Genomic DNA, 14,535 nt, shown 5'->3' on the forward strand with positions numbered 1-14,535 from the left:
GATTATTCGATGATCGGTTTGTCAATAGCCTCGACATCTATCAGTTGCGATACTGTTTCCGAATGGGGAGTTGGCTCAGTTGTTACCGGTTTTTTTTCTGAGCCGTGATCTTGCATAGTCGGATGTGTGCTGACGTTAATTTTAACTTTCGACAAGCTTTCTAAAGTATCCCCTGCTTGGACTGTAGGTTCTGCCCATGCTGTGGTAACCAGTGTTGCCACAAAAACGGTTAACGCGATTTTTTTCGAATTCATGCTGATCTCCTTATAATTCATCTTTTGATCGTTCGTGTTGCGTAGTTTGCGCAGTGATGTTTACAGGGAGATGAAAATCAGCAGCAAAATCATTTATTTTTAACGCTGAACTTTCAAGACATGAACCAGTTGAGGCTGAGCTGTTACATTGTGCCTGGGCATAAGTATTAGTAAGGACCAGTTTCTCTTTTTTTTTCAATAAAATATTTCAGACTGAAACTTAGTGTTATTACAGAGTTTTGATATAGTAAGAACAATTTAGAATCAACATTGGGAATATGTTATGTCAGCAGCTCCACGCATTGGTGTATTGGGTGCAGGCGGCCGTATGGGACGCATCCTTATTCAGGCAGTGAAAGAAGCAGGTTATCAACTTGCAGCAGCAGTTGAACGCCCTGAAAGCAGCCTGATTGGTGCAGATGCCGGTGAGATGGCAGGTATTGGTGCTGTTGGTGTAAAAGTGGTGGGTAGTCTGCAAGACGTTTTGCAAGACTGTGACGTGGTGATTGATTTTACTGCACCAGTTGCAACTGCCCAGCATTTAAAATTATGCCGTGAAGCAGGCGTGGCAATTGTGATTGGTACTACCGGTATGAATGACGAACAAAAAGCCTTCCTGGATGACAGCGCAACTCAAACTCCTGTGGTCTATGCAGCAAACTATTCGGTTGGCGTGAACGTTTCTATTAAACTGTTGGAACTTGCTTCCAAAGTGTTTGGTGATACTGTTGATATTGAAGTGATTGAAGCGCATCATCGTCATAAAGTCGATGCACCGTCAGGTACAGCATTAATGATGGGTGAAGCCATTGCCGGTGCTTTAGGTCGTGACCTGAAAAAAGATGCGGTTTATCATCGTGAAGGGCATACGGGTCCACGCGAACGTCAAAGTATTGGTTTCCAGACTATTCGTGGTGGTGATATTGTCGGTGAGCATACCGTAATGTTTATTGGCGAAGGTGAACGTGTTGAAATCACGCATAAAGCAACCAACCGTATGAACTTTGCTGCAGGTGCAGTACGTGCCGCAGCTTGGGTGGTGGGCCGCGAAGCGGGTAAATATGACATGAAAGATGTACTGGGTTTTAACGATATTAAGGTATAAAAAATCGTTAAAATCATTTATAACAATACACAGCAAAATTAAAATAAGAAGCACAATGGAATGAAAAAAGTGATATTCATGGCTTGTGCAGTAGCAATGCTTGCTACTGCACAGGCTAAACCTGTAGATAATGCCAAGCTCAGTATTAACAAGAATAATATTAAGGTTTGGACCTATCAAAACAGTCAAAACCCGGTATTTTTATATAAAGCTGAAACCACCTACGATACGCCTGTTGAAAAAGCTGTTGGTCTGATTCTAGATGTCGACCATGCGGTGAAATGGGTGCCGTATATGGGCAGTATCAAAGTCCTTTCACGCGACGATAAAAAAGGTGAGTTTTTATTGTATATGGTGCTGGATTTTCCTTTTCCGCTGAAAGATCGCGATTTAGTGGTACAAGGTAAAATGATGAAAGATGCACAAGGCATCATCAGCATTAAAAATAAGGCAGTCGATAAAGGCTATCCGAAAAATCCAGATTATATTCGTTTAACCCATTATGAAGGCGATTGGACTTTTCAGAAGTTAGCCAATAATAAGGTTAAAGTTTCAACGTATGGTTATGCCAATCCGGAAGGCTCTATTCCTTTAACCTTTGTGAATATGTTTGTACAGCAGCAGCCGTATCAGATGCTGCAGAAGATGAAGGCAGAACTCGTCAAGTCCTCGAGTATTCCGCTGTTGCCTGAAGCTTTACGTTAATCAGGAAAAATAAAAAGTCCGCATGATGCGGACTTTTTCTTCGCTGTATTTTATCAGCAGGACTGATAATCTACTGCTTTGTGAGCTACGAGTTTGATTTGAATCAGTACCGTAAAGCACCTAGACTGAGTCCGGCACCAGAAAATGAAACCGCAGTGTAGCTCAGTCCCATATTCAGTACGGTTGCACCTAAGGCATTACCGAGATTAAAGGCACCAATGTTGACTGAAGATGCCAGCCTTGGTGCATCGTGTGCAACTGACATTACCCGTATTTGTAGGGGAGAAACCACAGCAAAGGCAGCAGCACCCCAAATGACTAAAGCTAATCCTGCACCGATAGCCGTCGTCGCTAAAACAGAAAAGAGCATCATCAGCATTAACAGTATTAAAAAGCCAATCAGGGTTTTATCTAAAGACAGGTCGACAAACTTACCGCCCAAATGATTGCCGATGGAACAACCATAATAGACTCAGTATTTAAGTTTTAAGATGATCGCAATTTTGAACAATTTATTGTTGCTAAAAAATAGGTGAATTTGCAAAATATTATTGATTAAAAATCAATAAATGAGCGGAATATGAAATCGACCATCGATGAATTACAGGCCTTTGTGACCATTGTAGATAGCGGCTCGATTGTCATGGCAGCCGAGCGCTTAGCACAGACTACCTCAGGAGTCAGTCGTGCTTTGCAGCGTCTTGAAAATAAGCTGAATGTGACCTTGTTGGAACGGACTACCCGTAAGCTTAAATTGACCCAGGAAGGGCAGTTATTTCTAGAAAAAGCCCGTAAAATTCTCAATGATCTGGCTGCAGCCGAAGATGCATTGCTGCAATCGGATAGTGATACTTCCGGTCTGATTCGGGTGGACTCCGCCACACCCTTTATTTTGCATGTAATTGTGCCGCTGATTCAGGAGTTTATTCAGCATTATCCGAATATTGAAATTGAACTGAATACTCATGATCAGATCATTGATTTACTGGAACATACAACCGATGTCGCAATCCGTTTTGGTGAATTGCAGGATTCAAGTCTGCGCGCCAAATTATTGTGCAGAAGCCGACTCTATATTGTGGCCAGTCCGATCTATTTAGAACAGAAGGGAATACCGCAATCCGCTGCAGATTTATCGCAGCATACCTTACTGGGTTTTAGTCAACCGACACATTTAAATAGCTGGCCAATTCAGTTGCATGGTGAAGATTTTAGCGTACATCCTAAAATCAAGGCATCCAGTGGTGAAACAGTTCGCCAGCTGACTTTAGAAGGAATCGGAATCAGCTGTTTATCACGTTTTTTGGTGGAAGAAGATTTACAGACCGGCCGCCTGAACGCCTTATTTGAAGATCAAATTCATCTACGTGAGCAAAAAATCCATGCGGTTTATTATCGGCAAGAGCACCTGCCGAAACGGGTGCATCTATTCATCGAGTTTCTTGCGCGGAAGCTTGCAGGATATTTATAAGCGATTTAAATGTGAAGTATCTATGGAAATCTACCCAACTGTATCGGTTGGGTAGACTAAAATTTAGCAAGATGAAAGAAAAATTAGAAATTAGCTTTTAACACAATACGATAACGGGCTTTACCGGAATGTAGGTGTTCAATTGCTTGATTGAGTTGCGACATCGGAAAAACTTCAATTTGCGGTGCAATATTTTTACGTGCAGCAAATTTCAATAACTGACGCAGTGCAGCAGGAGAACCTGTCGGTGAACCAGTTACTGATTTAGCACCCCCAATTAGCGAACCAGCTGAGATCTGCATCGGTTCAAGCACCAGACCCAGCATATGTACCGTCCCGTTTGGAGCTAGAGTGCTTAAATAGGCCGACCAGTCCAGAGTGACATTAACGGTACTCAGCAATAAATCAAACTTACCACGGTGTGATTTAATGTCCTGAAGGTCGCGGCTATTCACCACATGATCTGCACCCATGGCTTTCAGTTCTTCAGTCTTGTCCAAATTTGAAGTAAAGGCGGTAATTTCACAGCCCCAGGCTTTCAGCAGTTTGATCGCCATATGACCTAAGCCGCCAATCCCGATCACACCCACATGATGTATGGCTTGAATTTGATGTTTTATAATCGGATCAAAAACCGTAATCCCGCCGCACAGTAAAGGGCCTGCACTTTCGGGATCCAGATCTTCGGGTAGAGGAATCACCCATTGCCAGCCGGCACGGACTTTGTCGGCAAATCCACCGGCATGTCCAACAATCGTAGCGACCTGTCCACCAGTACACATGACTTGCTGACCTGAAATACAGGGATCACAATGTTGGCAGCTTTCTGCAGTCCAGCCAATACCTACGCGCTGACCTACTTTTAGGCCTTTGGCTTCTGAACCCAGCTGGGTAATGGTGCCAATAATTTCATGTCCTGCCACCACAGGATAAACCGAAGATTTCCAGTCATTGTTGATTACGGAAATATCGGAATGACATAGACCACAATATTCGACTTTAACTTCCACTTGATGCGGCTGCAGTTCTCCGGCATCAAATTGGTAGGGCTCTAGTGCTGCACCGGCCTGCATGGCTGCATAGGCATGGATAATATTATTACTCATGGCAAAATCCTTTCATGATCATTTTAATGATGAACTTGTTTTAAACGCGCAGTGATTTTCATGGTCATTGACCATACCCACAGCCTGCATAAAGGCATAACAAGTGGTGGGTCCAACAAATTTAAAGCCTTTCTTTTTTAAGGCTTTGGATAGTGCAAGGCTAATATCGGTTTGGGCCGGTGCCTGACGATAATCAGGAACATCATTGACTACAGCCTGCTGATTGACGAAACTCCATAACCAGTCGCTGACATTGCTGTGTTGTTGTTTTAATTGTTGTATTAAATGTTGCCAGGCAATGGCATTGTCTCGAATCGCTTTGAGCTTGCCGATATGCCGGATCAAGCCGGCATCCTGCAGTTTGTCTTCAAGTTCTGCATCACTGAACTGGGCAATCTCGGCAATGGGATATTGAAAGAAATGCTGCCGATAGCTATCGCGTTTTCTCAGCACGGTAATCCAGGATAAACCTGCTTGCTGGCCTTCCAGACACAGCATTTCAAATAAATGCGCTTCATCATGACTGGCTTGGCCCCACTCATGATCATGGTAGGCCATATAGGCAGGATCATTTGAGCACCAGCCACAGCGTTGAATCGACATTGTGATGCTCCTCAGCTACTTATAGAGTAAATTCGGTCCATTGATCTTGCTGATTATCCCAGTAATACAGTTCGGCTTGCGGTAAATCGGTGAATTGTATCCACATGTCCTTACCGGTTTTTTCGGCAAAACCGGTACTGATCAAAAGCGCTTCTTCGGTAATTTCCATCACCCAGCCCTGGTAGGTTTGTCCCGCCAAAACAAATTTTTGCTGGTTGCCTGATTCAGCAAATTCGACCAAACGGTTGATCAACGCTTCTGACATGAATAGTTCCTAAAAATTAACGTAAATACGGATAGGGATTGACCACACCACGACCTTTACCCTCAAGATAAATGCCGTAATGCAAATGCGGGGCAGTATGGCGTGCATTGCCGGTATTGCCGACATAGCCGATGAGATCGCCCTTTTTCACATAATCACCAACATTTAAATTGCGCTTATGATCATCAAGATGCGCATAATAATGCCAGCTTCCACCCGGTCCCAAAATCCAAACCACTTTACCACCCAAATTGTTATTGCGTAAGTCGGCAATGAGGCCTTCTGTGGCACTAAACACTTTTGTTCCACGTGGAGCCATAATGTCAATGCCTTCATGGGTGCGGCCACTACTTCGGGAAGCGCCCCAGGTATCTTTTAACTGTTTGGCCTTGATATTTTGTACAGGAATAGGCAAGGATGATTTCAGTTGCATACTCTTCAGCTTTTGCACCTGAGCTGGAGGAAGTGGGGTAGTGGAAGGCTTTTTCGGCGTCGAGGTACATGCTGCAATCCATAAAATGCTCAAACCCAAAAATAAGGTCGAAATAAAACGTAGCACGCGGCATCCTTTTTTCATGCTTATTACTATGAAAATTCTTTTAAAGTCTTATGCCTGACTATGTCATAAATTTACAGCAGAGATCAATTTTTTCATTGCAGTGGGCAGGCCCATGGCTGTTGCCTTTTGTGGCGTTAACCATGTGCCATTCAGCTCGATTGCAAGATATTCTTGCTGATCAGCATCCAGCTCAAAACACAGGGCTTCCAGTTGCCAGGTAAAATGGGTAAAGCTATGGCTGATTGCAGCGCGATGCAGTAGTTTTTTTAAGCCTAAAGATTGGCACAGCTGCTCAAATTCGGCAGCATCTTCAATAATGGGCAGGCACCATAAGCCGCCCCATAGTCCACTATTGGGGCGTTGTTGCCATAACCATTGACCATGCGACTGAATCAGCAAAACTTGTGCTGATTTTACCGGAACAGGTTTTTTGGCCTTTTTAAATGGCAGTTCGGTTTCTAGCCCCTGCTGATGTGCTTTGCAGTGCTGTTGCATCGGGCAATATAAACACAACGGTTTTTTCGGCGTACAGATAGTCGCACCCAGATCCATAATCGCCTGGGTATAGTCATGATTACGCTCAACCGGGCAAAGCTGTTCTGCCAGCTGCCACATGGCACGTTCATGCACAGGCTTGGACAGATCATCCTCAATGGCAAAGAAACGCGCCAATACTCGTTTGACATTGCCATCCATAATCACGCCGTACTGACGCAAACCCAGTGACATCAATGCCCCTGCAGTGGATGGGCCAATACCGGGAAGTTCCATCCATTCCTCACGTGTTGAGGGAAAATGACCTTGACGAGCCACTATTCCCGCAGCTTTATGCAAATTACGAGCGCGGGCATAATACCCCAGACCGGCCCAATACGGTGCCACATCATCCCAACTGGCCTGTCCTAAATCTTCAACTGTGGGAAAGCGCTCAATAAAACGCTCAAAATATTGCAGCACGGTCTTAACTTGGGTTTGCTGTAACATGATTTCAGAGACCCAGACCTTATAAGGATCGTCTACCACTTGCCAGGGCAAATCATGACGACCATGAATATCAAACCAGGAAAGCAGGGCATCGGCAAAAGAAAACTGTGACATGTGAACCGTAGATTGGGAATAGATGAATAGTATAACGAAAATTGTCTGGGACTGCGGTGGTGCTAGAAGCAAAAAAATGATGCCGAAGCATCATTTTTTGATTGATAAAGCCCAATCCATTTTTATTCGCTAAGCATGCCCCAACGCTCATCCAGTTTCAGGGTTTGGCCTTCATAGCGTGGAATAATATGGATGTGCAGATGTTCATCCGCCTGACCAAACACCGCACCATCATTAAAGCCAATATGGAAACCTGAAGGATGGTAACGTAACTTTAATTCATTACGGGCAAGCTCAAGCAGGGACATCAAACTTTTACGTTCTTTATCTGTAATATCAAAAAAAGAGCTGATATGGCGCAGAGGAACAATAACCGAGTGACCTTTAGATAAAGCATTTGGCTCGGGTAAAATTACACCGAAATCATTTTTATCAATGATGTCATATTCATCAAAGTTACAATATGGGCAATTATTTTCAGTCATTGTTCTATCCTCTCTTAAATGATCCATGTCACTGGATGGGTAAAAATAGCAGAGCCATTTTCACCTTCATCGTTATTCACCAAGTTGCTTTTTAAATAATTGGTACATGGCAGATAAACCTTGCTGTTCAGCTGCCGCGTTATAACCCAGGTCAACTCCATTGGCTTTGGCACGCTCGTCTGCAAGCGGGTTGCTAAAGCCATGTTTAGCACCTTCAAAGATAATGACTTTATGCTCAACTTGAGCAGCATGCATTTCGTCTTTAAAGCGCGCTACATCTTCCAGACTGACCATGCTGTCCAGTTCTCCGTGAAGAACTAAAATTTCTGCCTTCACCTGTCCGGGTTGTGCCGGGGCTTTCGGGGTCAAGTTGCCATGAAAGGTCGCTACAGCCTGTAGATTTGCTCCGGAACGTGCCAGATCAAGTACCACCTTACCACCATAACAAAAGCCTACAGCTGCGAGTTTATCTGCATTTACTTCTTCTTGCGCAGCTAATGTGGCTAAACCTGAGGACGCACGAGTCACAATTGTTTCAGGATCTTCAAAGGTTTGCATCATCCATTCACTGGCCTGAGGCACAGCCGTGGTGACTTTTTTATCTCCGTACATATCAATGGCAAGAGCCGCATAGCCGTGTTCGGCCAGCTCGTGCACACGTTGTTCGGTGTAATCATTTCGTCCCCACCATTCTGGCGCAACAATAATGCCCGCGAGCGGTTTTTCCGATTCAGGTGCGGCAAAGTATCCGATCAAATGTGTTCCGTCTGGCGCGGTGTACTGAATTTCGCGGGTTTTAATGCTGAAAGTCATTGATTCAATCCTTGTAATGAATAAAAAACGTATTGATTAAAATATAGAAATGAATTTCTTTAATGATTGTACAAGATCGGTCAATTTTGACGGCATACTATTATGCATAAATTGAAACATGCTTTTAATTCGCTACATAATTAATCTAAATATTGAATAAATATAGTTTTTAATTTTATCTAAGAGGGATGGAGAGATAGCTAATTGAGAGGCAAAATTTAGCAATAATGGCTTCTTTAATGGGTAAGCGCATGATGGGGGATGAGGAATATGATTCCTGATAAAAAGCGAGCAGCCATGACTGTTGGGGGAGACTGAGATTGACTCACTCGCTATTTTCTAGTGAAAAGGGACTAATCCATTATTTGCTGGATTTAGGTAATACCTCAAGCAGTTCAACATCAAAAATTAAGGTGCTATTCGGTTCAATCACATCCCCAGAACCAATTTGACCGTAACCCAGTTGCGCTGGAATGAAAAAGCGATATTTGGCACCTTCTTTCATGAGCTGTAGACCTTCAGTCCAGCCCTGAATAACTTGGCTCAGCTGAAACTCCGCTGGCTGATTTCGGGCAATTGAACTGTCAAATACCGTTCCATCAATCAATCGGCCTTCATAATTGACTTTCACCATGGAATTGGCCTTTGGTGATTTGCCATTACCCTGTTTTAAAATCTGATATTGCAAACCCGATTTGGTGGTCTGAACGCCTTCTTTTTTGGCATTGGCAGCTAAAAATTCAGCTCCAGTCTTGGCATTTTCCTCGGCCTTTTGTTTTAATTCAATCAGTTGTTTGGCTTCACTTTGTTTTTTCTGTTGATTCAGAACACGAGCCATTTCCTCATCGGTCAGGGCAGATTTACCGCCTTCAGTGGCTGTCTTTAAACCAAGGATGAAAGCCTCCAGATCTAAATCTTTAAACGATTCAGCATTGCTACGTCCCATTAAATAACCAAAGCTGTAACCAACTTGTTCCTTTAAACTGCTGGTATTGGTCACCGGTTTTGCAAAACTTACCGTGGTGCACATGCATAAACAAAGTAGTGTTATAGGTGTTTTCATTTTCTTATCTCAAGATAAATAAGGAGAGCAAAAGCTCTCCTTCATTTTTTATTTTACTTTAATCAGCTCAACATCAAAAATAAGGGTGCTATTGGCAGGAATCATGCCAGGAACGCCCTGTTCACCATAGCCTAATTGTGAAGGAATATAAAGGGTGGCTTTACCGCCTTCCTTCATCAGTTGCAAGCCTTCAGTCCAACCTGGAATCACCTGATTGAGGGGGAATTCAATAGGTTGACCACGTTCAATCGAACTGTCAAATACCTTGCCATCGACCAGTTGGCCTTTATAATGCACGGTAACAACAGAAGTTGCAGTCGGCTGCTTACCTGTACCTTCCTTGATGATTTTGTACTGTAAACCTGAAGCCGTGGTGATTACACCTGGTTTATTCTTGTTTTCAGCCAAGAAATTGTCACTTGATGATTGAGCTGTTTTTGCTTGATCAAGCTGTTTCTGTTGCATTTCTTTTTGGAACTGCTGATAGGCTTGTTGAAGTTCTTGTTCTGTATAAGCCGGTTTATTACGAGCATGACCTTCACGTACACCTGTAACAAAGCTATTAATATCTAATTCAGGTGGTGTTTGATGTGCGACTTCATAACCAAGTGCATAACTGATTTTTTCAACAGCAGAGGCATTTTTTGATGCTTTTGATGTCGCAGTAGCCGGGTTTTGAGTTGCATAATAAACAGGTACAAGTGCAGCACCGCCTAAAATAACAGCGACAGCGATGGGTAAGGCTTTACTCATAGGTTTTCCCAAAATCATTTTATATTAAAAAAGTTGCATTAATTTTAGCAGACTTTTCTATCCAGCACGTTTCGAGCGAATCGTGTTGTACAGAAATCCAATATATTCTTATCAACTTCACTATTCTATAACAGTCTGAATATATAAAACATTTCTCATACAATAAAATATCTGTTTTTTATTTCCATAAAAATAAGCCTCAAAAGCAAAAGCCAGTGATTTCCACTGGCTTTTAGCCTACACCGCTTTAAACGATATCGATAAAAAAGATTTAATCATTATCTTTCGAGGCCTTATAACCATAAGTATAGTTATAGCCATAGCCATAGCCATAGCCATAAGCGCCCGAGCCACGTTGAATATCATTCAGAATAAAGCCATTGACCTTGACACCCACTTGTTCAAATCGGTTAATGGTTAATTCAAGTTCTTTCATCTGTGATTTTGCATATCGTGCGATGACTAAATTTACACCCGCATATTGTGAAATGATAATACCGTCTGTTACTGCCAGTACAGGTGGGGTATCGATAATAACGTGATCATAGCGGGGTGAAATTTGTTCTAAAAGTTCCGAGAATTTTGCTGAACTTAAAAGCTCTGAAGGATTCACAGGACTTTTGCCACGAGTAATTACATCCAGGTGGGGAACGTCAGTAGATTTAACAATACTTTCAAGTGTTTGTTGACTATTTAAATATTCAGCCAAACCGGATTGGTTGTCATGGTTGAAATACTTATGTAAATAACCACGACGCATATCGCCATCAATAATTAATACCCGCTTATTACTTTGTGCCAAAATTGTCGCTAAGTTGGTCGAAATAAATGACTTACCCACTTCTGGAGCAGGGCCAGAAATCATGATGATATTATTTTTAGCCTTACTTAATGCAAAGTGAATGGCAGTACGCATGCTGCGTAAGCTTTCAATGGCAATATCATCACCATTTTTAATGGCTAAAATAGGAATATGTTTTTTCTTTTTCAGCAGCTTAATCCGGCTTTCTTGAACCGGTGAGCGAGGAACGGTGGCATAAACAGGTAAATCCAGTTCATTTTCAATCTGACTGGAATCCTTGATTCCTGAACGCATCATGTTGCATAGTAGGGCCAGTAAGGTTCCAAGAAAACCGCCCAGAAAGATGGATAAAATCAGAATCTGTAATTTCTTCGGTGCAATAGGTTTAATCGGTTCAATTGCAGTATCCACTACACGAACATTGCCAATTTCACCTGCTTTGGCAATCCGCAGTTGTTGGTAAGAATTTAGCAAGGCCGTATAAAGTTGCTGTTTGACTTCAACTTCACGATATAATTGTAAATAGCGACGTTGCAAATCTGGTAGCTGCTTTAAAGTACCATCTAACTCAGCAATTTTTTTATTGATGGCTTCTCGTTGGGCAGTCATTTGCTGCATCACTGGATGTTCGTTGGTGTATTTAGCAGCAGCTTCTGCCAGCTTCTGCTCCAGTTCAGCTTTGGAGGTTTCAAGCTGAATGCTTTGCGTCAAATACAATTCCGATTCTTTGGTTACATCCACCGTATTATATTGTTGGCGGAATTTGTTAAATTCGCGTTCGGCCACATCAAGCTGTTTTTTTAAATCAGGGAGTTGTTCATCTAAGAACTTCAGCGTTTGAGCTGTTTCAGCAGAGCGGCGTTCAATATTTTGTTGGCTATAGGCGATCAGGATCGAATTGAGCACTTGGGTAATATGTTGTTTATCCTGACCTTGATAATTGAGGCCTAAAATACCGGTCAGTTTGCCTTTTTCTGCCACAGAATAGTTGCTGGTAATCGAATTTATTGTGGCTGGCAAAGACATTTTTTGAATGTTGTAACGGTCTGCCAGTTGGCTTTGGGTGTAAATGGCCACTTTCCAAGTGCCATATTCGGAATGATGTTGATTATTCTGATTGATCGGGGCGCTCAAAACTACCTGCTTGGTGGCAGGATCTGTCAGGCTAAATGTATTATTCTCAAAATTAAGCAGCAAATTTTTATCTAAATATGCAGCTGGAATATCAAACTGACGCATCTCGAAGGATTTGGCATCATCTTTAAATAGTACCGATTTAGCCTGATATTGGGTTTGATAATCATGCGGATGTAATAAACGATCAAAAAAACTGTTTTCTGTGCCTGAAATTTTTAAGTCGAGGTTTAGGTTTTTAATGACCGAACCCAGTACCAAACGGGATTTTAGCAGTTCTATTTCAGCTTGAGCGGGTTGCTTCTGCTCAATCATATTGGATAAATCACCCAATAACGCAGCAGAAGTTCCCTTACTTTCCTCTACTTGCACCAGTGCATCAACTGAGTAGGTATCCGGTGTAACTCTTAAATACAGTAAGGCACACACCAGACTTAAAATGACACACAGGGCAATCAGCTTCCATTGAGCAATCAGCGAGAAAAATAGCTCTTTTAAATCAATTGTATCTTCAGTATCGGTATTTTGGCTCATAATCTTGCTATCAAAAAGTTAAATATGTTGTGTCCAGTCGCAAATACACTCTTGTATGAGCTGGCAGGTTTCATCAAAGACCCATTGCTCATGCTGGAAAGGGTCGGGAACATTTCTGCTTTGCCAATGCCCTAATCGGAAAGTTTTTCCTTTCGCAAAAGGCCAGGTCTGCTCTACATGCTTTTGTTGATTTTGACTCATGACCAAAATCAAATCGGCTTTTTTAATCAAGTCACTATTCAGTTTTTTCGCAACATGAGGACTCATGTCAATTCCTAAACGTTGCATACAAAGACTGGCCTTTTGATCTGCTGGATGACCGGTTAAACCGGAAATACCGGCAGACTCAATATAAAGCTGCGGATACTGCTGTTTTAACAAATATTCAGCCATCGGACTACGACAGATATTGCCCACACAGACTACCAAAATATTTTGTATCTGCATTATTTCCCCAAGTTATCCAGTTGATACAGAACACTAGAGAATGGGATCATTTGGTTCACGACACGTTGCCAACGTGCTAGACCGGAGGCATCGACATAGACAATGTCATTACTGCGCATTTTGAACTTATTGGCCAAACCAAAATCGGCAATACTGCTTAAATCCAGTTGATAAACTTCAGTGGAGCTGTCAACCGCATTGCTACGAACCACATAAATTTTACTTCGACTGGCAGATAGCGGATTTAAACCTAAACTTTCCCCCAACACATCACTGAGACTCATGCCTTGATCACGCATCGGTAGGGACTGGTTTTTGCCTGACTCTCCCATGACATAAATTTTCTGGTTTTCACGTGAATTGACATACAAGGTATCATTTGGTTGTATCAGCAGGTTGTGTAAAGACAGTCCTGCTTTTTCCAGTTCAATGCTATTCAGTTGATAAGTATGACCTTGTCTGACTAGGGTAATAGAGGTATTGTCACCCTGTTGAGAGTTCACCCCCCCGGCCATGCCTAAAGCGGTATATACACTAATCGGTTGATCACTCAATGCAAATTGTCCGCCTTTCATCACATTGCCTTGTACAGAAAAGCGTTGTCCTTGATAAGACAATACCCGCACAATCACGTCCGGTGTTTTTAAATAACGCGCTAATTGACTGCGTAACTCCTGGTTGATTTGGGTTAATGACTTTCCTGCTGCCTTGTAACGGCCAATCATGGGAAATTGAATATAGCCATTTTGATTAACCTGATAACCGTTGGCTTGTACCGATTGTTCATTACTAATAGTTGTGGTTGGCGGTGTAATATCGGGATAAGCCCATAAATAAATGGAAAGGATGTCTCCTGGACTCAATTTATAACTTTTAGCGGAATTATTAAATAAATGTGCATAATCTTGACGCAGGTTGATTTCTGCAGGTTGTACGGCAAATAAAGATTCTTGAGTGAGTTTAATGACATTCACCTGAGTGCCTAAATCCGTTTGGTAAACTCCTTCATTTGGTAAGTCATAAGTTTGTAAACCAGAAGTGATTGCACAGCCTGCTACGGAGCAACTTAAAACCAATAAAGCAGTGTATTGAATTTTTCTCACTCTAAACCCTATTGTAAAAATTATTAAAAACTTGAATTTAATCTATTCTACCTTTCTCATCACAAAAAAAATATGACAAATTGTAATCTATTTATTGCTAATACTTATGTGATAGGTGTTGAATATCTAAAACATCAAACTAACTTAAACAGAATAAACGCTACTTTATTTTAAAGAAAATTAAATCTATTTTTTATTGATTTTTATATAAATTGGCAACAGAAAAGACTTGATT

16 protein-coding genes and 1 pseudogene are annotated in these 14,535 nt (G+C 42.0%); 3 read left to right on the forward strand and 14 right to left on the reverse strand.

The window, feature by feature from the left end; all coding sequences use genetic code 11:
• Positions 1-2 precede the first annotated feature (2 nt).
• Positions 3-254, reverse strand: coding sequence for a hypothetical protein (locus tag LZZ98_RS08970; protein ID WP_237787552.1), 252 nt, complete (start codon positions 252-254; stop codon positions 3-5).
• 283 nt (positions 255-537) lie between these two features.
• On the opposite strand from LZZ98_RS08970, the gene dapB reads away from it, so the two are divergent.
• Together dapB and LZZ98_RS08980 are read left to right on the forward strand one after the other, a co-directional pair.
• On the forward strand, positions 538-1,359 hold the full coding sequence (dapB, locus tag LZZ98_RS08975; protein ID WP_237787553.1) for a 4-hydroxy-tetrahydrodipicolinate reductase: 822 nt from the start codon (positions 538-540) through the stop codon (positions 1,357-1,359).
• Positions 1,360-1,419: 60 nt separating this feature from the next.
• On the forward strand, positions 1,420-2,064 hold the full coding sequence (locus tag LZZ98_RS08980; protein WP_237787554.1) for an START domain-containing protein: 645 nt from the start codon (positions 1,420-1,422) through the stop codon (positions 2,062-2,064).
• Between the two features lie 53 nt (positions 2,065-2,117).
• On the opposite strand, the pseudogene LZZ98_RS08985 reads toward LZZ98_RS08980, so the two are convergent.
• Positions 2,118-2,527, reverse strand: a pseudogene (locus tag LZZ98_RS08985) (MFS transporter); the annotation flags it as partial.
• A 117-nt stretch (positions 2,528-2,644) separates the two neighbouring features.
• On the opposite strand from LZZ98_RS08985, the gene LZZ98_RS08990 reads away from it, so the two are divergent.
• A complete protein-coding gene (locus tag LZZ98_RS08990; protein WP_237787555.1) occupies positions 2,645-3,535 on the forward strand; it encodes a LysR family transcriptional regulator in 891 nt (296 codons plus the stop codon).
• Between the two features lie 83 nt (positions 3,536-3,618).
• On the opposite strand, the gene ahr is transcribed toward LZZ98_RS08990, so the two are convergent.
• The 12 genes from ahr to LZZ98_RS09050 form a co-directional block, all read right to left on the reverse strand.
• Positions 3,619-4,641, reverse strand: a complete 1,023-nt coding sequence (gene ahr / locus LZZ98_RS08995; RefSeq protein ID WP_237787556.1) for an NADPH-dependent aldehyde reductase Ahr — start codon at positions 4,639-4,641, stop codon at positions 3,619-3,621.
• An 18-nt stretch (positions 4,642-4,659) separates the two neighbouring features.
• Positions 4,660-5,244, reverse strand: a complete 585-nt coding sequence (locus LZZ98_RS09000; RefSeq protein ID WP_237787557.1) for a DNA-3-methyladenine glycosylase I — start codon at positions 5,242-5,244, stop codon at positions 4,660-4,662.
• 19 nt (positions 5,245-5,263) lie between these two features.
• Positions 5,264-5,509, reverse strand: a complete 246-nt coding sequence (locus LZZ98_RS09005; RefSeq protein ID WP_237787558.1) for a hypothetical protein — start codon at positions 5,507-5,509, stop codon at positions 5,264-5,266.
• 16 nt (positions 5,510-5,525) lie between these two features.
• Positions 5,526-6,068 carry a M23 family metallopeptidase gene (locus tag LZZ98_RS09010; RefSeq protein ID WP_237787645.1) on the reverse strand — a complete coding sequence of 181 codons (543 nt, stop codon included), beginning with the start codon at positions 6,066-6,068 and terminating at the stop codon, positions 5,526-5,528.
• A 63-nt stretch (positions 6,069-6,131) separates the two neighbouring features.
• Positions 6,132-7,166, reverse strand: coding sequence for an A/G-specific adenine glycosylase (gene mutY / locus LZZ98_RS09015; protein WP_237787559.1), 1,035 nt, complete (start codon positions 7,164-7,166; stop codon positions 6,132-6,134).
• Positions 7,167-7,288: 122 nt separating this feature from the next.
• Positions 7,289-7,651: an HIT family protein gene (locus tag LZZ98_RS09020; RefSeq protein ID WP_237787560.1), complete on the reverse strand. Its 363-nt coding sequence runs from the start codon at positions 7,649-7,651 to the stop codon at positions 7,289-7,291.
• A 72-nt stretch (positions 7,652-7,723) separates the two neighbouring features.
• The gene (locus tag LZZ98_RS09025; RefSeq protein ID WP_237787561.1) at positions 7,724-8,464 is read right to left on the reverse strand and encodes a dienelactone hydrolase family protein; all 741 of its coding nucleotides are present in this window, start codon (positions 8,462-8,464) and stop codon (positions 7,724-7,726) included.
• A 361-nt stretch (positions 8,465-8,825) separates the two neighbouring features.
• Positions 8,826-9,527 (reverse strand): FKBP-type peptidyl-prolyl cis-trans isomerase, encoded by a 702-nt coding sequence (locus LZZ98_RS09030; RefSeq protein WP_237787562.1) that lies wholly within the window; start codon positions 9,525-9,527, stop codon positions 8,826-8,828.
• A 48-nt stretch (positions 9,528-9,575) separates the two neighbouring features.
• Entirely contained in the window at positions 9,576-10,280 is a 705-nt protein-coding gene (locus LZZ98_RS09035) for an FKBP-type peptidyl-prolyl cis-trans isomerase (protein WP_086176560.1), read from the reverse strand.
• Positions 10,281-10,551: 271 nt separating this feature from the next.
• Positions 10,552-12,750 carry a polysaccharide biosynthesis tyrosine autokinase gene (locus tag LZZ98_RS09040; RefSeq protein WP_237787563.1) on the reverse strand — a complete coding sequence of 733 codons (2,199 nt, stop codon included), beginning with the start codon at positions 12,748-12,750 and terminating at the stop codon, positions 10,552-10,554.
• Between the two features lie 18 nt (positions 12,751-12,768).
• On the reverse strand, positions 12,769-13,197 hold the full coding sequence (locus tag LZZ98_RS09045) for a low molecular weight protein-tyrosine-phosphatase (protein WP_237787564.1): 429 nt from the start codon (positions 13,195-13,197) through the stop codon (positions 12,769-12,771).
• The gene (locus LZZ98_RS09050) at positions 13,197-14,300 is read right to left on the reverse strand and encodes a polysaccharide biosynthesis/export family protein (RefSeq protein ID WP_237787565.1); all 1,104 of its coding nucleotides are present in this window, start codon (positions 14,298-14,300) and stop codon (positions 13,197-13,199) included. Before LZZ98_RS09050 ends, LZZ98_RS09045 begins: the two co-directional genes overlap by 1 nt.
• Between the last annotated feature and the right edge of the window lie 235 nt (positions 14,301-14,535).

Origin of the sequence: Acinetobacter sp. SM34, from assembly GCF_022012365.1 — a bacterium.
In the GTDB taxonomy this organism is placed as follows: domain Bacteria; phylum Pseudomonadota; class Gammaproteobacteria; order Pseudomonadales; family Moraxellaceae; genus Acinetobacter.

Excerpts from the sequence above, each read along its gene's own strand:
- LZZ98_RS09030 (WP_237787562.1), bottom strand. The coding sequence starts at position 9,527 with ATGAAAACACCTATAACACTACTTTGTTTATGCATGTGCACCACGGTA.
- mutY (WP_237787559.1), bottom strand. The coding sequence starts at position 7,166 with ATGTCACAGTTTTCTTTTGCCGATGCCCTGCTTTCCTGGTTTGATATT.
- LZZ98_RS09040 (WP_237787563.1), bottom strand. The coding sequence starts at position 12,750 with ATGAGCCAAAATACCGATACTGAAGATACAATTGATTTAAAAGAGCTA.
- dapB (WP_237787553.1), top strand. The coding sequence starts at position 538 with ATGTCAGCAGCTCCACGCATTGGTGTATTGGGTGCAGGCGGCCGTATG.
- LZZ98_RS09045 (WP_237787564.1), bottom strand. The coding sequence starts at position 13,197 with ATGCAGATACAAAATATTTTGGTAGTCTGTGTGGGCAATATCTGTCGT.
- LZZ98_RS08990 (WP_237787555.1), top strand. The coding sequence starts at position 2,645 with ATGAAATCGACCATCGATGAATTACAGGCCTTTGTGACCATTGTAGAT.
- LZZ98_RS08980 (WP_237787554.1), top strand. The coding sequence starts at position 1,420 with ATGAAAAAAGTGATATTCATGGCTTGTGCAGTAGCAATGCTTGCTACT.
- LZZ98_RS09005 (WP_237787558.1), bottom strand. The coding sequence starts at position 5,509 with ATGTCAGAAGCGTTGATCAACCGTTTGGTCGAATTTGCTGAATCAGGC.
- LZZ98_RS08970 (WP_237787552.1), bottom strand. The coding sequence starts at position 254 with ATGAATTCGAAAAAAATCGCGTTAACCGTTTTTGTGGCAACACTGGTT.
- LZZ98_RS09035 (WP_086176560.1), bottom strand. The coding sequence starts at position 10,280 with ATGAGTAAAGCCTTACCCATCGCTGTCGCTGTTATTTTAGGCGGTGCT.
- LZZ98_RS09020 (WP_237787560.1), bottom strand. The coding sequence starts at position 7,651 with ATGACTGAAAATAATTGCCCATATTGTAACTTTGATGAATATGACATC.
- LZZ98_RS09000 (WP_237787557.1), bottom strand. The coding sequence starts at position 5,244 with ATGTCGATTCAACGCTGTGGCTGGTGCTCAAATGATCCTGCCTATATG.
- LZZ98_RS09025 (WP_237787561.1), bottom strand. The coding sequence starts at position 8,464 with ATGACTTTCAGCATTAAAACCCGCGAAATTCAGTACACCGCGCCAGAC.
- ahr (WP_237787556.1), bottom strand. The coding sequence starts at position 4,641 with ATGAGTAATAATATTATCCATGCCTATGCAGCCATGCAGGCCGGTGCA.